The following is a 16908-nucleotide window of genomic DNA, read 5'->3' as shown; positions in this document are numbered from 1 at the left end:
CCGCCACCTGCCACAACGCCCGTTGCTCACCGGCAGGAGCGGCCGAAGCCGCTCCCACTGGCCGTCAGTCAGATCACCCCTACTCCCCATAGTCGCATCAACGACTCAAGTGATCGGCAGGACACGGCCTAGGACCAGGACCAGGACCTGCACCCAGGGTCAGGGTCAGGGGTTCTCCCGGTGCCGCCACCGCACCGGGTCGGCGGTGCCCGCCGCCGACGCGCCGACTTCCGGCGCCCCGGTCCGCGCCAGCGGCCGGTAGTCGGCGCACGACAGGACGAGCATCTCGTTGTCCCCGGGCTGGAATTCGTAGTCCACCCGCTGCGCGTGGCTCGGGATCCCGAGGGTGTCCAGGTGCCGGCGCAGCCCGTCCAGCGCCCCGTAGCGGACACCGGTGTCGTACACCATGACCGGGAAGAGCCGGACTTCGCGGCGGGCGATCCGGGCGAGTTCCAGGAGGGCCGCCAGGTGGAAGTCCTCGTCCAGCCGGTTGCCGTACGAGAAGAGCAGGTGCGAGCTGAGGACCAGGTCGAAGGAGTCGTCGGCGAAGGGGAGTTCGGGCAGTGAGCCGGCGACGTAACGGTCCGGGCGAGCGGCGATGTCGGCCTGGAAGTCACGGGCGTTGGCGATCCACTGCCGGGTGAGGCGGTCGGGGTCGCCGTACCACGTCCAGACGAAGTCCGATGCCTCTCGGACCAGTTGGTCGCGCTTGTGCCGGGTCTCCCGTTCGACGAGGACGCCGAGGTCCTCCCGGTGGTGGGCGTACTCGCGGTCGACGGCCACCGCGTCGATGCCGCGCCGGCCGGCCTCGGCCGTGAAGCTGGCCGCGCCGCCCGGGCAGTCCAGGATGCGCCGGCCGGGGGCGAGGTCGCCGTCGGTGAGCGCGAACATCGCGCGGTACTCGTCGAAGCAGCGTGCGCTGACCAGCACGGTTCAGCCCCTCCCGATGTACGGCATGGTGGTGGGCAGGACGGTCAGGGACTGGACGTTGGTGTCCGGCGGCATCGAGGCCATCAGCAGGACGGCCTCGGTGAAGCGTTCCACCGGGATGGTCGCCTCGACCGCCATCGTGCCGTCCGCCTGCATGGCGGCGGGCTGCGGGCCGCCGTCGACCGGGGTGACGTTGCCGACGTCGATCTGGCCGACCGCGATGCCGTACGCGCGGCCGTCCAGGGAGAGCACCTTGGTGAGGCCGAGGACGGCGTGCTTGGCGGCCGTGTAGGCGATGGAGTTGGGCCGCGGGACGTGGGCGGACGGCGCGCCGTTGTTGATGATCCGCCCGCCTTGCGGGGACTGGGTGCTCATCACCCGGAAGGCCTCGCGGGCGCAGAGGAAGCCGCCGGTGACGATGGTGTCCAGGACGCGGTTCCAGTCCTCGAACGGGGTCTCGGTGATGGGTCGGCGCGGGGCGGCGGCGCCGGCGTTGTTGAACAGCAGGTCGACCCGGCCGAAGCGGTCGCGGACGGCGTCGAACAGCGCGGCGACCTCCTCCGGGTGGCGGATGTCGGTCGGGACGGCCAGCACCCGGGCGGGGTCGACGTCCGCGAGGGCGATGGTCTCCTGAAGGGCGTCCTTGCGCCGCCCGGCCAGTGCGACGGACCAGCCGGCGCCCAGCAGGGCCAGTGACACGGCCTGGCCCAGCCCGCTGCCGCCGCCGGTGACGACGGCGGTCCGCCCGTGCGGCGTCTGCGCGCTCCCGGTCACAGGTCCTCCGTGTTCATCCAGATCCGCAGCATCCGCCGGGAGTTCGGCCCGGGCTCGTCCACGTAGGGCGAACGCCCGTGCAGGACACGGCTGTTGCGGATGATCAGCAGGTCGCCGGCGGCCATCGGGAGGCCGAAGGCGATCTCGGGCCGGTAGAGCACCTCGTCGAGCACGCCGAGCGCGTCCCACTGACGGTCCGTCAGTGGCGGGCCGCCGCGGTCGGGGGACGAGCGGACGGTGCGGGTCTGGTAGTAGCAGGCGATGGTCCCGTCCTTCTGGGTGTAGAGGATCGGGGAGACCACGATCTGGGGCCCGGCCCGTCCGGTCCGGTCGAAGGTCCAGTCCTCGGTGAGGGTGGCGAGGGCGTCCGGCCGCTCCCGCCCGATCAGGTCGTAGACGTGCCGCGCACTCGCCAGCTTGGTCAACCCTCCCCCGTGGTGCGCGGGTTGGATGCAGAGCAGGACGAGCAGGTCGCAGGTGTCGCAGTGGAAGCCGAGTTCGGTGTTGCCGTCGCCGTCCTGGTCGCGCAGCACCTGGGTGAGGTCGCCGCGCCCGTTCTGCGGGACGATCCGGCCGAAGTCCCGCAGCAGGAAGGAGAGGGCGGCCGTGACGTCCTCCTCCGGGGCGGTCGGGTCCATCAGCCCGGCGACGTGGGCGAGGCCGACGGAGCGGGCGCCGCCCTGGACGAACGCGCGCAGCTTCGCCCGGACCGGCTCGGCCGCGCCCCACCGCTCGGCCCGTGCGTCCGCCCAGAGCAGTTGCCGTTCCCCCTCGTCGAGCGGGAGCGACCACAGCTCCCTCCGTTCCTCCAACTCCTCGCTGCTCCAACCGATTTCGGACACCGTGTTGTCGTACATGTGCGGAACCACTCCTCTCTACCGCTCGGCGGCGGCCGCCGCCACCGCCTTGGACCAGAGCGCCAGCGCCTCGTCGACCTGCCCGGCCGTGACGGTCAGCGCCGGGATCATCCTGACCACGTTGAGGTGGACGCCGCAGATCAGCAGCAGCAGGCCGAGGTCGGCCGCCGCCTGCTGGGCGCGCTTGGCGGTGTCCGGGTCCGGGGAGCCGTCCGGGTGGCAGAACTCGTTGCCGATCATCAGCCCGGGGCCCCGGACGTCGGCGACGCCCGGCGCTCCGGCGGCGACCGCCCGCAGGCCGTCCAGCAGCCGCGATCCCTGCTCGGCGGCGTTGTCGACCAGCCGCTCGTCCCGGATGACGTCCAGCGTGGCCAGCGCGGCGGCGCAGGCCACCGGGTTGCCGCCGTAGGTGCCGCCCTGCGAGCCGGGCCAGGCCCGCCGCATCAGGTCGGTCGGCGCGGCGATCGCGGACAGCGGGAAGCCGCTGGCCAGGCCCTTGGCGGTGATCAGGACGTCGGGCACCACGCCGTCGTGGTGCAGGTGGGCCCAGAACCGGCCGGTCCGGCCGAAGCCGGTCTGGATCTCGTCGACGACCAGCAGGATGCCGTGCCGGTCGGCGCGCTCGCGCAGCCCGGCGAGGAACCCGGCGGGCGCGGGCACGTAGCCGCCCTCGCCGAGCACCGGTTCGACGAACATCGCGGCGGTCTCGGAGGGGGCGCTGACGGTCGCGAGCACCTGGTCGAGTCCGCGCAGGGCGTGCTCCACGGCCTGCGCCTCGCTCAGCCCGAGGCTCAGACCGAGCCGGAAGGCGTCGGGGAACGGCGCCACCGCGACACCGGGCATCACCGGGCCGATGCCCGCGCGGAAGCGGCTGCCGGCCGTGGTGAGCGCGGCCGCGCCCATGGTGCGGCCGTGGAAGGAGCCCTCGAAGACGATCACGTTCTGCCGGCCGGTGGCGTGCCGGGCGAGCCGCAGCGCCGCCTCCACCGCCTCGGTGCCGGCGGTGGCGTAGAACAGCGAGTCCAGGCCGGGCGGCAGCACCTCGCCGAGCCGCTCGGTGAGGGTGAGCAGGGGGTCGTGCAGCACGGTGGTGTACTGGCCGTGGATCAGCCGACCGGCCTGCTCGCGCACCGCCTCCACCACGCGCGGGTGGCAGTGGCCGGTGCTGGTCACCCCCACGCCGGAGGTGAAGTCGAGGTAGCGGCGGCCGTCGGCGTCGAAGAGGTGGAGCCCTTCGCCGCGGGCGGCGACGACGGAGGTGGCCTGCTTGAGCACCGGGGAGAGCTGGGACACGGGGTCCGCCTTCCATGGGTCTGGGTGAACGGGGCGGTGGCGCGGCGCGGCCCACGGGGCGGCGACGCGGCGGACGGGTCAGCGAGACGGACGGGTCAGTGCGACGGGCGGGTCAGTGCGACGGGCGGGTCAGTGCGACGGGCGGGTCAGTGCGGCGGTGCGACGGGCGGCAGGTAGCCGGCCTCGGCGGCCCGGGTGAGCGCGGCCGACCACCACTGCGGGGTGGGGGCGGCGAACCGGACGCCCAGCCGGTCCAGCACGGAGGTGGTGTACGCGCGGTCCACGACGACGTTGCGCTCCTCCTGCAGGGACCACGCGGCGGCCAGCCCCGCCGCCTTCGGGTGGTCGCGTTCGGCCCGGGCGATCGCCGCCGCGAAGGCCTCGTCGTCGGTGAGCCGGACGGGGTGGCCGTGGCCAGCGAGCCAGCGGACGAGTTCGTCGTGCGGTGTCTCGTGCGGGCTCTCGACGTGGTAGGCGCCGGGCGCGGCGTACGGGTCCAGCGCGATCGCGGCGATCCCGGCGGCCACGGTGTCGACGTAGGAGAACGCGTAGGTGGTGCGCGGTCGGCGCGGGGCGGCGCCGGCCAGCAGGTAGCCGCGGATCAGCTGGTAGATCCGGTTGTCGCCGATGTTGGCCTGGAAGGCGCCGGTGTGGCTGTGCGCCGCGATGTGGCCGCTGCGGTACAGGTAGGCGGCCCGCCCGGTGGCCGCCCAGGCGCGGACGGTCTGCTCGGCGGCGAACTTGGTCCGCTCGTACGGGGTGCGGAAGTGCTGGCCGATCCGCAGGTCGGCCTCGCTGAAGCGGCGGGGCGGGCCGTCCACGCCGCCCGCGACGGCGAGCGTGGAGACGTGGTGGACGCGGGCCGCCGGGGCGTGCTCGTCGATCCAGCCGAGCAGCCGCCGCACCGCGGTGTGGTTGGTCCGCTCCAGGTCGTCGGGCGAGGCCACCAGCCGGACGTCCGCGGCGGCGTGCACGACGAGCTGCGCGCCCTGGGCCCACGCCAGTCCGGCCCGGGACAGGCCCAGCCCCTCCCGGTCGATGTCCCCGGCGACGACCCGGACCCGGCCGTCGTCGGCGCCGATGCCCAACCGCCGGACGGCGCTGGCGTCGTGCTCGGCCCGGACCAGGCAGGTGACCTGGGCGCCCCGCTGGACGAAGGCGTCGAGCAGGTGCCGCCCCAGGTAGCCGGTGGCACCGGTGAGCAGCACCCGGGCGGGTTCGCGCACCGTGGTACGGGCCGCCGGCGCGGCGGGTGCCCGGGTGCCGGGATGGAGCAGTTGGCCGGAGGTCGACAGTGGCACCCGGACCGGCGGCGCGGCGCCGCCGACACCAGCGCCAGCACCAGCACCAGCCTCGACGGCCACCGTCGCGGCGAAGGCGGCGACGATCCGCTCGGCGGCGGGGTGCGGCAGGCCGGGCCACCCGTACACCAGGTCGGCGACCAGCCGGTTCTCCACGATGCGGGCGGTGAGCCGCAGGTCGTACAGCGGGTCCCCGCCGGCGCAGCGGGCCACTCCGGCCTGCTCGTCCGCGACGGTCCAGTCCAGTGCGGGCTCGTCGGGCAGCCGGAAGGTGCCGAGGAAGTTGAACCCGGCGGCGGGGCGGGTGCCGGGTGCGTCCATCGCCTGGACGGGGGCCTCGCGCAGGCGTTGCGCGGCCGCCCCGGGTCCGCCTGCCGCCTCGACCACCAGCCGCTTGACGGCGGTGAACCAGCCGACGGTGTCCAGGAATTCGCCCGGGTCGCCAGCGGTGTCCCGGCCGTGGGTCTCCACCTCGACGGGCAGTCGCGGGTGGCCGCTCCAGCCGGTCACGGCGTCGGCGAAGGCGGCCAGCAGGAAGGCCTCCAGGCCGGTCCCGCCACCGTGGCGGCCGACCAGCCGGGCGGTGCCGTCCTCGTCGAGCGTCCAGCCGACCGTCGCGGGCTGCGCGCGGACCACGGACTCCGGCGCGGACGCCGAGGACGGCGGTACGGGCTCCGAGGGCGGCGGCGCGGCGGCGGCCCACTGGTAGAAGTCCGGGGTCGGCGGCAGGTCGGCCGGCTTCTGGTCGAGCGCCGCCCGGTAGGCGTGGGCGAGGTCGTCCAGCAGGATGCGCCAGGACAGCCCGTCGACCACTAGGTGGTGCGCGATCAGGGCGAGCCGGTCGTCCGTACCGGGCGGGCCGGTGAACAGGTGGGCGCGCAGCAGCCGGCCGGCCAACGGGTCGAGGCTGCGGTGGAGTTCGGTGCAGACCCCGGCGACGGTCTCGGCGATCGGGCCCGTCGCGCGCGGGATCCGGGAGAAGGACAGCGGGTCGAGGTCGGCCACCGGCCGGGGTGCGTCGTAGCCCTCCGGTGAGAGGGGCCGCCGCAGCGCCGGGTGGCGTTCCAGGACGGCCGCGAGGGCGGTCGAGAGCGCGGCCGGGTCGACGGCCCTCCGACAGCGCAGCAGGACGGACTGGTTCCAGTGCCGCAGGTCGTCGACGGACCGCTGGCGGTACAACCACCGCTGGGCCGGGGCGAGTCGGCTCCCCCGGTCAGCGCCATTCCGCTCGCCCGAAGCGGAGCCCGAAGCACCGACCTGAGCACCGCCCTGGGCACCGACCTGAGCCGGAACGGACGCGGCGACCGTCGCGGCGGCGGCCAGGCCGTGCGCGGTCGGGTGCCGGTAGAAGTCGTCGTAGTGGACCCGCAGGCCCGACCGGCGCAGGAAGGCGACGGTGCGCATGGCGAGGATGGAGTCCCCGCCGAGGCCCAGCACATCGGTGTGCGGCCCGATCGCGGGCAGGCCCAGCGCGGCCGCCCAGAACCCGGCGATCGACCGGGCCAGCGCGTCCCCGTCCGAGGACGGCCCCGACTCCGCCCGGGCCTCGACCAGTTCGGCGACCAGCTCGGCCAGCCGCTCCCGGTCGAGCTTGCCGTTCGGCCCGACCGGGAACTCCGGCAGTGTCAGGATCGGCTGCGGCACGGAGTAGCCGGGCAGCCGGTCGCGCAGGTAGGAGCCGATCCCGGCCAGCCCGGCACCGCCGGTCGATAACCGTACGGCGGCCAGGAGTTGGTTCCCCACGGCGGTCTCCCTGACCAGTACCGCGGACCGGGCGACGCCCGGGAAGCCGTCCATCGCCCGCTCGATCTCGGCGAGGTCGACCCGGTAGCCCCGGATCTTGACCTGGCGGTCCACCCGGCCCAGGAAGACCAGGCTCCCGTCCGCCCGGCGTCGACACAAGTCACCGGTGCGGTACAGGAGTTCACCGTCGCGGCGGACGAAGCTGCGCGCCGTCTCGGCGGGCCGGCCGAAGTAGCCGGCGCTGACGCCCCGGCCGCCGATCAGCAGTTCCCCCACCGCGCCGTCGGGCACCGGCCGCCCGTCGCCGTCCAGCAGGGTGAGCAGCACCTCGCCGATCCCGGTGCCGATCGGCACGGTCGGCTCCTCGGCCGGCAGGTGGCGGGCCGTGGTGGCGAGGAAGCAGGTGGCGCCGACGGTCGTCTCGGTCGGACCGTAGTGGTTGACCAGCCGGGCGGTGACCCCGGTGTCGAGCAGGGCGGCCGCGAGCGGGCGCGGCAGCGCCTCACCGCCGAGCAGCACGGTGTGCAGGGGCGGGGCGTCGCCGGGCCGGCCCTCCAGCAGGGCGGTCAGGTGCGAGGGGGTGGTCTTCAGCACGGACACCCCGGCGCGCCGCAGCGACGCCCAGAACGCCTCCGGATCGCGCACCTCGCCGTCCGGCACCACGTGCACCGAGCCGCCGACCGCGAGGGCGAGCAGCCAGGCGGTGTGGCCGAGGTCGGCGGCCAGCGTGGTGACGTGCGCGATGCACGGGGCGTCGGCCTGGGTGAAGCCCAGCCGGTCGGCCAGCGCCCGCGCGTAGTGCACCGCGTTGGCGTGGGTGACGGCCACCGCCTTGGGCTCGCCACTCGACCCGGAGGTGAAGGACAGGTACGCGGGGTCCTCGTCCGCACCGAGCACGAGGTCACCGGCCGTACCGAGCGCGAGGTCGTCGGTCCCGCCGAGCACCGGGTCCCCGTCCGCACCGAGCACGAGGTCACCGGCCGTACCGAGCACGCCGCCCGGTTCGTCGGGAAGGCCGTCGGGCCCGGCCAGCCGGTCGACGTCCACCACCTCGGCCGGGTGGCCCTCCGGCCCGGGGAAGGCCGCCTCGGTGCTGAGCACCCGGCCGATCCGGACGGCCGCCAGCCGCCGGGCGAGGTCGGCCGCCGACCAGTCCGGGTCGGCCATCACCGCCGCCGCGCCCGAGCGCAGCACGCCGTGCAGCAGCACCAGCATGCGGGCGTCCCGGGGCCCGAGCAGGGCGACCCGATCGCCCGGGCCGGTGCCGGAGGCGGCCAGCCGGGCCGCGATCCGGCCCGCCGCGGTGTCGAGGGCACGGTAGTCGAGGGTGCGGTCGCCGTCGGTCAGGGCGGTCCGGTCCGGGTGGGCCCGGGCGAGCCGCCGCAGGAGCCCGGACAGCGATCGGGCGGACGGCGTGGACGACGATGACGTCGCTGAAGTGGCTGAGGTGGCTGAAGTGGACGGGGTGGCCGGAGTGGACGGGGTGGACCGGACGTGCTGCGTCGCGAAGGTCACTCCCGCTCGCCTCCCGTCCGGGCCGCCCGTCCGGCGCGGGCCGCCCCGGTCGCGTGCGGGTCCACGAGCCGGGGGTCGCCCGCGAGGAACCCGTCCAGGCGGGGCCGGTCGGGCAGGCGCCCGGCCAGCTCCCAGGCCAGCATGCGGTGCAGGCCGTCGATGTGGATCAGTCCCTCCCGGACCAGCAGGTCCGTGTAGTCGGAGTGGTCGACCGCGCCGGTGCTCAGGTAGACGGGGGTGAACGGGGCCCACCGCAGCAGCCGGAGCTTGGCCGCGCAGACCGGGTTCGCGGCCGACCACGCGGCCTCGTCGGAGCGGATGCGCTCGGCCGCCTCGGCCACCGTCAGGCCGGTGCGGGGCACGAGTTCGCGCGCGCCGCCCTCGCTCAGGTGCCAGGGCAGGACGACGCCGAGGACGTCCGGGCGCGAGAGCCGGACGCGCCACCAGCCGCCGGGGATCCGGCCGGCGCGTTCGAGGTTCTCCTCGCCGTCCCGGTTGCTGTTCGCCTCGTGGGTGCGATCCACCGGGTGGTCCCGCAGGTAGGCGTCGTGGACCTCGGTGCGGGCGGCGGCGGTGACGATCTCCACGCGATGCTCCTCAGGCTGTTCCGACGTACTCGGTGAAGTGCTGTTCCGCGAACAGCTCCGGCCACCGGCCCTCCGCCAGGCCCAGTTCGCGGGCCCGGGCGAGCATCTGCCGCCAGTGCGGCTTCACCGGGCGCCAGCGCGCCCCCACCTGGCAGTAGGACGCGTCGATGAAGTAGCGGGGTCGGCCCGGGCCGTCCGGCGCCGGTCTGCGGGTGTGGAACAGCGCCGAGTTGAGCAGCACGGTGGAACCGGGCGGGAGGCGGTCGATGACCACCTCGCCGGGCAGTTCGGCGGTGCCGTGATGGGCGTACGCCGTCTTTCCGACGGTACGCCGGTGCGAGCCGGGCAGGACGGCCAGGCTGCCGACCTTCTCGTCCAGGCCGCCGAGGTAGTGCAGCGCGTGGACCATCAGCAGCGACGGGTCGGCACGGTCGTTGGGCTCGCAGTCGTGGTGCCAGGCCTTGCCGGGGATCCCCGGTGCCTGGCGGTCGCTGTGCAGGTGGTGGAAGACGAAGGACGGCCCCATCAGACCGGACAGCGTCCGTAACAGCGGTGGGTGGGTGAGGAGTTCGCCGTGGGCCGGCAGTTCGAGTTCCAGCACCGGGGGCGGGCCGTGCCGGGCGGGGTCCGTGCAGGCGGCGATCGAGCGGGCCCGCAGGCCCTCGTCCACCCAGCGGTCCACCTCGGGGGCGAGTCTGGCCCCGAGCGCTTCCGGCACCAGGCCGGGCAGGACCAGGTATCCGGACTCCAGGAACTGGCGGTGTTGCTCGGTGTCTAGGGCTTCACGCCCTCCGGAAGTCTGCGTCACCGTACCGGCCCCCTCCTTCCGGGCGACGGAACGCACAGTCGGGCACGGCGGATCGGACCTGAACGGGTTCTATCAAACGCACGGGATCATCCAGACCTCGGGTGGCGCCGGGTTCGTCCGTCGTCGCCACAGCTGACACACGTTCACCACGAAAGGGCACGAGTTGATCACGCAAGGTAGTCCGCTGAGGAGTATGAACCGTTGTTCGTGTCCACCACAAGACCAAGACCGACTCCTGGACACCTTCCCGCCACCGTAACGTTCAGCTCCAGCCACCAATCGACTGGTTCCCCACCCGAAACTCCGGGCATCTTCCGCCCCGGTGATTCGCCGCTGGAACAGCGGATGCGGCACAGTGACGTCATGAGCGGCGACACCAGGAGTCACGAGAGCGCCGGGCGGGGCCCCGTGACCAGGCGCCGTCCGGTCCAGCAGCGCAGCCAGGAGCGGTACGGCCGGATCCTCGACGCCTGCGCCGGGCTGCTCGACGAGGTCGGCGCCACCGCGCTCACCACCAAGGAGGTCGCCCAGCGCGCCCAGGTGCCGATCGGCACCCTGTACCAGTTCTTCGCCGGCAAGGAGGACCTGCTGGCCGCCCTCGCCGGCCGCAACCTCGACCGGTACCTCCAGCGGCTCGACCACCGGCTGGCGACCGCCGCGCCCCTCGACCCGGCCGGGTTCACCGACCTCGCGGTGGAGGAGTTCGTCGCGATGAAGCGCTCGGTGCCCGGCTTCGGCCAGCTCGACTTCGGCCTCGCCGACGCGGCCGCCCCCGCCGGGCTGCGGGACGACCGGCACCTGCTCGACCCGGGCGTGGACAACAACACCGCCGTCGCACTGCGCCTGCAGGCGCTCGGCGGCGAGGTGTTCGCCACCGGCGACCCGGCGGCGCTCACCCTCGCCCTGCGGGTCGCCCTGGAGGCCGCCGACGCGGTGCTCAAGCTGGCCTTCCGCGGCGACCCGCAGGGCGATCCGGCGCTGATCGCCGAGTGCAAGCGGCTGGTCCGCGGCTACCTCGCGGAGCAGCCGCCCTCCCGCTGAGGCCGGTCCCGTCGGCCGCTCGGGTACCGGCCGTCCACCGGGGCCGGTACCGGCCGCCCCTCGGGTCCCGTCCGTCCGCGCCGTTGCGAGCCCGCCGCCGCCGCAGCACAGTGGAGAGCAGTGGAAAGCGGAACGGCCGCGGAGGCGGCCACCACGACCCGAGGAGCAGACCATGCACGCAGCGGTAGGTGACCAGCTCCACATCCACAGCAGGTCGGTGGGCATGTCGGACCAGAAGGGCGAGATCGTCGAGGTGCGCGGCACCGACGGCGAACCGCCGTACATGGTCCGCTTCGAGGACGGCCACGAGGGCCTGGTCTACCCCGGCCCCGACTGCGCCATCGAACACCGCGCGGCGGAGCGCTGACCGACGCCGCCACCTCCCCACCTCCCGCCGGGGCGAGGTGGTGAGGAGCGGTGTCCGCCCCCGCCACCCCGCCACCCCGCCACCCCGCCACCTCGCCGCCCGGAGCGCTCGCCGGCGCCGCCACGCTCGGCAACAACCTCGGCTGCCCGATCGGCCCGCAGCTCAGCGCAGCGGGATCACCTCGAACGGCACCGCGAACCGCACCCCGAGCCGGCTGCCCGCAGCCCGCCCGGAACCCTCCAGGAACTCGCGCGCGTCCGCCATCGCCCCGCCCAGCCCGCCCAGCCCGGCCAGGTACGCCTTGTGCTCCTCCAGCGAGGCCACGCCCCGGTCGAAGTGCCCGGTGGTGTCCACCGCGTGCCCCGACTCCGGCGAGCCCGCCGCCCACACCTGCCGCACCCCGTTCCACGGCTCGTGGCCCTCGGCCAGCAGCTCCCGGAAGACCCACCGGTTGCCGGCGTCCCGCGCCGCGTCCAGGGCGGCCCGCCCGACCGCGATGTGGTCGGCCTGGTTGGGGACGGTCCCGCCGTACGTCTCCCGGAAGTTGGCGGTGATCACGATGTCCGGCCGGTGCCGGCGCACCGCCCGGGCGATGTCCCGGCGCAGCGGCAGCCCGTACTCCACCACCCCGTCCGGGTGCCCGAGGAACTCGACCACGTCGACGCCGACCACCCGGGCCGAGGCGATCTGCTCCGCCTCCCGCAGCGGCCCGCACTCCTCGGGGTTCATCGAGTCGATCCCGGCCTCGCCGCTGGTGACCATCACGTAGACGACCTTCTTCCCCTGCGACGTCCACCGCGCGACGGCTGCGGCGCCGCCGTACTCCATGTCATCCGGGTGCGCGACGACGGCCAGCGCGGTCTGCCAGTCCTCGTCGACGGGCTGGTAGGGCTCGACGGCCTGCTCACTCATGGTGCTCGTCCCTCTCGGCGCGACTCGCGCTCATACGGTCATACGGTCGTTCCGCAGGCGACTCTAGAAGACCCCCCACATCGACGCGCCGTCAGACACCGGCCCAGGCCCGCGGGGTTGCCCCTGACGCACGGGTCAGGGGTTAGCGTCCGGGCACTCGCGGCGGATCGGCCGCCGCGACGGTTCTGGAGGAGTGCTGCGATGACGCTGCCCACGACGGCCCGGGTCGTCCGGTTGGTCGCCGAGCCCGGCGGGTTGCCCGGGCCCGGGGACTTCGCGGTGGTGGAGGAGCCGTTGCCGGCGCCGGGGGCGGGCGAGGCAGTGGTGCGCAACCGGGCCTTCCTGGTCTTCCCGGGCCTGCGCACGCTGATCGGGGGCGAGCTCACGGGGGCTCCGCTGCCGACGATCGCGCCCGGAGACGCGCTGTTCGGGCCGGCCCTCGGGGAGGTGCTGGCCGCGCCGGAGGGCGGGCCCCTTCGGCCGGGCGACCTGGTCACCCACCTGCAAGGGTGGCGGGACCTCGTGGTCGCGGACGCCGCGGGGCTCACGCCCGTCGACCCGGGCTTCCCGGATCCAGTGGCGCTGCTCTCCCCCGGCTCGGCCGGCTACGGCGGGCTGACCCGCAGCGCCGGGGTGCGCCCGGGGGACGTGGTGCTGGTGACCGGCGCGGCGGGCGCGGTCGGCACGGTGGCCGGGCAGGTCGCCCGGCTGCTGGGCGCCTCCCGGGTGATCGGCACCACCGGCTCGCCCGCCAAGGCGAAGCGGCTGACCGCCGAACTCGGCTACGACGCGGTGCTGGTGCGCGGCGAGCGGCCGTTCGCCGCGCAGCTGGCCGAGGCCGCGCCGGAGGGCGTCGACGTGCTGCTGGACCTGGTCGGCGGGGAGCAGCTGACGGCCGCCGTCGCCGCGGCCCGGCCGGGGGCCCGGTTCGCCCTGGTGGGCGCGCTGTCCGGGCAGTTGGCGCCGGAGCGGCGGGGCGGCAGTTCGCCGGCCCTGGTGGACGGCTTCCGGATGATCATGCTGGGCCTGACCCTGCGCGGCTTCACCGGGGCGGACCACCCGGATCTCGAAGCCGAGTGGCGGGAGCGGTTCGGCGGCTGGCTGCGCACCGGGGAGATCGTCTTCCCGTCGACGCGGGTGCCGGGCATCGACCAGGCGCCGCAGGCGTTGCGGAGGTTGTTCGACGGGGACACCTTCGGGGCGACGATCGTCGACCTCGCATAGCACCGGGGAGGAACGGCCATGCGGATCGGGGACGCGGCGGCAGCGGCGGGCACCACGCCCAGGGCACTGCGCTTCTACGAGCAGCGGGGGCTGCTGCCACCGCCGGCCCGGTCCGCCTCGGGCCAGCGCGAGTACGGGCCGACCGAGGTCGCCCGGGTGCGGGCGATCCGCCGACTGCTGGCCGTCGGACTGACCGTCGACGACCTGGCCAGCCGCCCGCACCGCCTGGACCTGCTCACCGAGGAGCCGCCGCGCCGCTGCTCGGACTCCCCCGGCCCGGAGACCTTCGCCCCGGTGGTCACCGCCCGGCTCGCCGCCCTGGACGCCGAGATCGCCCGGCTGACCGCGCTGCGCGGGCGCCTCGCCCGGCACGTCGCCACCGGGGGCGCGGACGCGCCGGGCTGACGCGGTCCACCGCCCGGAACGGCTCGCCCGGATCGCGGCTCGCCCGGAACGTCGCGACGGGGGAGGCGCGGCGTTCCGGGCGAGGTCTGTGGGGGGAGGCGAGCTAGCTCGCGTCCGGGGCGAGCCGGCCGTCGAGGGGCTCGGTGGTGCGGGGTTCCGGGGCGGGCCAGCCGATCCGGGTGGCGCAGAGCGAGACGACCGCGGCGGAGGCGGCGACGGCGGCCATGCCCCACACCAGGCTGGTGGCGCCGGCGATGAAGCCGATCACGGCGGGCCCGGCGAGCAGCCCGGTGGTGCCCATCGCGGCGACCAGGGAGAGCGCGTCCGAGCCCTGGCGGGCCGCGGCGACGTAGACGCACGGGGTGACCGCCGCGACGCCGAGGCCGACGCAGGCGAAGCCGATCAGGGTCGGCACGACGCCGCCGACCAGCAGGGCGAGGGCCAGCCCGGCGCCGGCCAGCAGGCTGCCGGTGCGCACGATCCGGCCGTCGCCGAAGCGGGTGCGCCAGCCGTCCGCGAAGATCCGGGCGAGCACCATCATCACCGAGACGACGGCGATGCCCATCGGGGCCAGCCCGGCGCCGGCGTTCACGACGTCCTTGAGGTAGAGCGCGGACCAGTCGTTCATGGCGCCCTCGGTGACGGTGCCGAACACCATCGCCAGGCCCATCCAGAGGGTCGCCGCGGCCGGGAGGACGAAGCGGCGGCGGTCCTTCTTCGCGGCCGACGCCTGCTCCGAGGCCTGCCCGTCCTCCGCGGCGGCCGGCGCGTCGTCCGTGAGCAGTCCGGGCCGGGCGACCACGACCAGCACCGCGAGCAGTGCGGCGGCGAGCCCGAAGTGCACGGCGAGCGTGCCGGTGAAGGCGGTGACGCCGGAGGCGAGCAGTGCGGCGAGCAGCGAGCCGGCGCTGAAGGTGGCGTGCAGGCGGGACATGGTGGTCCGCGCGTAGCGGGCTTCCAGCGCCGCGCCCTGGGCGTTCATCGCGACGTTCAGGCAGCCGACCGCGACGCCGTCGCAGAACAGCACCAGCAGGGTGAGCGGGTAGTTCGGCACCACGGACAGGGCGACCAGGACGACGCCGAGGGCGAGCGCGGAGAGCACGGACAGCAGGCGGGAGCCGAACCGCCGCATCAGCACCGCGACCAGCGGGAAGGACACCGCCGCGCCGACCCCGCAGGTCATCAGCAGCAGTCCGATCTGGGCCTCGCCGAGGTCGAGCCGGGTCTTCAGCGCGGGGATCCGGGAGACCCAGGTCGCGTACTGGAATCCGAGCAGGAAGAACAGTGCGGCGATGGCCAGTTGGGACCGGTGGAAGTCGTCGCGAACGGGGGACATGTGCATCAGCCCACTTCGGCTCTGGGTGGGAACCCGAGGGACGGGTCGGTGGAGGGGGGCAACGACTGGACGACGGCCGGGGCGGGGACGACGACCGGGGCCGCAGCGGCGGTAGGGGCCGGGACGACGACCGGGGCCGGGCTCAGCGGCATCGCCATGTAGAGCGCTTCGGAGCCGTAGCTCTCGGGCAGTCCGATCTCGGGGCGGGCGCGGTAGCCCAGCGGGGCCCACACCACCTGGGAGCCGCCGACGGCGACCAGGGACATGGTGCGGCAGCCGCGGTCCCGGGCGGTCTGCTCCAGGCCGCGCAGCATCCGGTGGGCCAGCCCGCGGCCGCGCAGGTGCTCGGCGACGACCAGGTCGTGGAGGTGCATGTTGGTGGCGCGGACGCCGCCGGCCTCGGCCCGGCCGAGGTCGGGGCACCGGAACAGCGGGTAGGGCAGGGCCAGCAGGTAGCCGCCGAGGCCACCGGCGTGCTCCAGGACGAAGCAGGTGTCGGGCGAGGCGCGGTGGCGGGAGCGCAGCGCCTCGCGGCCTTCGGACAGGCCGCTGGCGGCGTAGGCGCGCTCCTCCAGCGCGACGACGCCGTCCCAGTCCTCCTCCTGGAGCAGCCGGATGCGGATGTCGGTCATCTGTGGCTGCCTCCGTCCGCGTCGCCGGCGCCGCCGATGCAGGTGTAGGGCAGCGGCTCGAAGCCGTTGAACCCCCGGGTGGTGTAGGCGGTGGCGTAGGCGCCGCAGGAGTGGATCCAGACCGGTTCGCCGGAGGCGATCGCGCACGGGACGCGGACCAGGCCGTCCTCCTGGGCGTACGCGTCGTCGCTGTCGCAGGTGGGGCCGGCGACGACGGCGTTGACGAACTGGCCGCCGGGGTGGGTGGGGAATTCGAGCCGGTACTGGAGCTCGTCCATCTCGTACAGGCCGTTGAACTTGCCGCAGCTCAGGAACAGCCAGTCCTCGCGGGTGCCGTCGAGCTGGTGCCGGGAGGAGAGCCGGGCGACGTGGGCGCGGATGGCGCCGTGGTCGGCGACCAGGTGCCGGCCGGGCTCCAGCAGGAACTCCAGCGGCGCGGCGTTGACGGTGCGCAGCCGGTCCATGCCGTCGCGGATGACCGCGAACATCTTGTCCAGCGGCGGGTCGAGCGGGCGGCCGCGCCGGTCCAGGACGCCGAGGGCTGGCAGGCCGCCGCCGAGGTTGATCCGCTGCGGGGTGATGCCGCGCCAGTTGAGCGCCTCCAGGACGGCGGCGAGCGAGTCCACGGCGGCGCCCCAGGCTTCGGGGGTCATCTGCTGGGAGCCGACGTGCACGGAGAGTCCGTCCGGGGTGAGGCCGGCCGAGCGGGCGGCGTCCAGGACGCGCAGGGCGTCCTCCGGCGAGCAGCCGAACTTGCGGCTCAGGCCCCACAGGGCGCCGTCGCCGGTGGTGGCGACCCGGCAGAACACCCGGGCGCCGGGGGCGTGTTCGGCGATGGCGGCGACGTCCTCCAGGCTGTCGGTGGCGAAGTCCCGCACGCCCAGCCGGTAGGCCTCGGCGATGTTGCGGTCGGACTTGATGGTGTTGCCGTAGTGGATGCGGTCGGGGCTCACCCCGGTGCGCAGGGCCTGGGCGATCTCCTGGGGGCTGGCCGCGTCGAAGCCGGAGCCGAGGGCGGCGAGGCGGGCGAGCACCTCGTCCACCGGGCAGGCCTTCATGGCGAACCGGACGGCGACGCCGGGCAGTTCGCCGATCAGGTCGGTGTACTGGCGCTCGATGCCGTCGAGGTCGTAGATGATCCGGTCGTCGGTGGCGGCGGCGAGGGCGGCGCGGATCGCCGTCC

The 16908-nt window shown here is 74.9% G+C and carries 15 protein-coding genes; 4 read left to right on the top strand and 11 right to left on the bottom strand.

The window, feature by feature from the left end:
• Nucleotides 1-165 precede the first annotated feature (165 nt).
• The 7 genes from ACIPLC_RS30415 to ACIPLC_RS30385 form a co-directional block, all read right to left on the bottom strand.
• Complete coding sequence (locus ACIPLC_RS30415; protein WP_400476237.1) at nt 166-930, bottom strand: class I SAM-dependent methyltransferase; 765 nt, start codon at nt 928-930, stop codon at nt 166-168.
• 3 nt (nt 931-933) lie between these two features.
• Entirely contained in the window at nt 934-1704 is a 771-nt protein-coding gene (locus ACIPLC_RS30410; RefSeq protein ID WP_400476236.1) for an SDR family oxidoreductase, read from the bottom strand.
• Entirely contained in the window at nt 1701-2561 is an 861-nt protein-coding gene (locus ACIPLC_RS30405) for a TauD/TfdA family dioxygenase (protein ID WP_400476235.1), read from the bottom strand. Before ACIPLC_RS30405 ends, ACIPLC_RS30410 begins: the two co-directional genes overlap by 4 nt.
• Nucleotides 2562-2579: 18 nt before the next feature.
• Entirely contained in the window at nt 2580-3854 is a 1275-nt protein-coding gene (locus ACIPLC_RS30400; protein ID WP_400476234.1) for an aspartate aminotransferase family protein, read from the bottom strand.
• 146 nt (nt 3855-4000) lie between these two features.
• Nucleotides 4001-8413: an amino acid adenylation domain-containing protein gene (locus ACIPLC_RS30395; protein ID WP_400476233.1), complete on the bottom strand. Its 4413-nt coding sequence runs from the start codon at nt 8411-8413 to the stop codon at nt 4001-4003.
• Entirely contained in the window at nt 8410-9000 is a 591-nt protein-coding gene (locus ACIPLC_RS30390) for a DUF6309 family protein (RefSeq protein ID WP_400476232.1), read from the bottom strand. Before ACIPLC_RS30390 ends, ACIPLC_RS30395 begins: the two co-directional genes overlap by 4 nt.
• A 10-nt stretch (nt 9001-9010) precedes the next feature.
• A complete protein-coding gene (locus ACIPLC_RS30385) occupies nt 9011-9808 on the bottom strand; it encodes a phytanoyl-CoA dioxygenase family protein (RefSeq protein ID WP_400476231.1) in 798 nt (265 codons plus the stop codon).
• Between the two features lie 363 nt (nt 9809-10171).
• On the opposite strand from ACIPLC_RS30385, the gene ACIPLC_RS30380 reads away from it, so the two are divergent.
• Nucleotides 10172-10849, top strand: a complete 678-nt coding sequence (locus tag ACIPLC_RS30380) for a TetR/AcrR family transcriptional regulator (RefSeq protein WP_400476230.1) — start codon at nt 10172-10174, stop codon at nt 10847-10849.
• A gap of 172 nt (nt 10850-11021) precedes the next feature.
• Nucleotides 11022-11216 carry a DUF1918 domain-containing protein gene (locus ACIPLC_RS30375; RefSeq protein ID WP_400476229.1) on the top strand — a complete coding sequence of 65 codons (195 nt, stop codon included), beginning with the start codon at nt 11022-11024 and terminating at the stop codon, nt 11214-11216.
• A gap of 162 nt (nt 11217-11378) precedes the next feature.
• Here ACIPLC_RS30375 and ACIPLC_RS30370 read toward each other — a convergent pair whose 3' ends face one another.
• Complete coding sequence (locus tag ACIPLC_RS30370; RefSeq protein WP_400476228.1) at nt 11379-12128, bottom strand: PIG-L deacetylase family protein; 750 nt, start codon at nt 12126-12128, stop codon at nt 11379-11381.
• Nucleotides 12129-12329: 201 nt separating this feature from the next.
• On the opposite strand from ACIPLC_RS30370, the gene ACIPLC_RS30365 reads away from it, so the two are divergent.
• Both ACIPLC_RS30365 and ACIPLC_RS30360 read left to right on the top strand, forming a co-directional pair.
• A complete protein-coding gene (locus tag ACIPLC_RS30365; protein WP_400476227.1) occupies nt 12330-13352 on the top strand; it encodes an MDR family NADP-dependent oxidoreductase in 1023 nt (340 codons plus the stop codon).
• Nucleotides 13353-13370: 18 nt separating this feature from the next.
• A complete protein-coding gene (locus ACIPLC_RS30360; protein ID WP_400476226.1) occupies nt 13371-13757 on the top strand; it encodes a MerR family transcriptional regulator in 387 nt (128 codons plus the stop codon).
• A gap of 103 nt (nt 13758-13860) precedes the next feature.
• Here the strand turns inward: ACIPLC_RS30360 and ACIPLC_RS30355 are convergent, their stop codons facing one another.
• From ACIPLC_RS30355 to ACIPLC_RS30345, 3 genes are read right to left on the bottom strand one after another with little or no spacing between them, the layout of a single operon-like run.
• Complete coding sequence (locus ACIPLC_RS30355; RefSeq protein ID WP_400476225.1) at nt 13861-15093, bottom strand: MFS transporter; 1233 nt, start codon at nt 15091-15093, stop codon at nt 13861-13863.
• A 5-nt stretch (nt 15094-15098) separates the two neighbouring features.
• A complete protein-coding gene (locus tag ACIPLC_RS30350) occupies nt 15099-15725 on the bottom strand; it encodes a GNAT family N-acetyltransferase (protein ID WP_400476224.1) in 627 nt (208 codons plus the stop codon).
• Entirely contained in the window at nt 15722-16900 is a 1179-nt protein-coding gene (locus ACIPLC_RS30345) for a type III PLP-dependent enzyme (RefSeq protein ID WP_400476240.1), read from the bottom strand. The genes ACIPLC_RS30350 and ACIPLC_RS30345 overlap by 4 nt, the downstream gene beginning before the upstream one ends.
• Between the last annotated feature and the right edge of the window lie 8 nt (nt 16901-16908).

Origin of the sequence: Kitasatospora sp. NPDC086801 (assembly GCF_044745805.1) — a bacterium.
Classification (GTDB): domain Bacteria; phylum Actinomycetota; class Actinomycetes; order Streptomycetales; family Streptomycetaceae; genus Kitasatospora.
The sequence above is the reverse complement of the archived record's forward strand: the minus strand, read 5'-3'. Positions and strand labels throughout refer to the sequence as shown.

Excerpts from the sequence above, each read along its gene's own strand:
- ACIPLC_RS30405 (WP_400476235.1), bottom strand. The coding sequence starts at position 2,561 with ATGTACGACAACACGGTGTCCGAAATCGGTTGGAGCAGCGAGGAGTTG.
- ACIPLC_RS30380 (WP_400476230.1), top strand. The coding sequence starts at position 10,172 with ATGAGCGGCGACACCAGGAGTCACGAGAGCGCCGGGCGGGGCCCCGTG.
- ACIPLC_RS30375 (WP_400476229.1), top strand. The coding sequence starts at position 11,022 with ATGCACGCAGCGGTAGGTGACCAGCTCCACATCCACAGCAGGTCGGTG.
- ACIPLC_RS30370 (WP_400476228.1), bottom strand. The coding sequence starts at position 12,128 with ATGAGTGAGCAGGCCGTCGAGCCCTACCAGCCCGTCGACGAGGACTGG.
- ACIPLC_RS30365 (WP_400476227.1), top strand. The coding sequence starts at position 12,330 with ATGACGCTGCCCACGACGGCCCGGGTCGTCCGGTTGGTCGCCGAGCCC.
- ACIPLC_RS30360 (WP_400476226.1), top strand. The coding sequence starts at position 13,371 with ATGCGGATCGGGGACGCGGCGGCAGCGGCGGGCACCACGCCCAGGGCA.
- ACIPLC_RS30355 (WP_400476225.1), bottom strand. The coding sequence starts at position 15,093 with ATGTCCCCCGTTCGCGACGACTTCCACCGGTCCCAACTGGCCATCGCC.
- ACIPLC_RS30350 (WP_400476224.1), bottom strand. The coding sequence starts at position 15,725 with ATGACCGACATCCGCATCCGGCTGCTCCAGGAGGAGGACTGGGACGGC.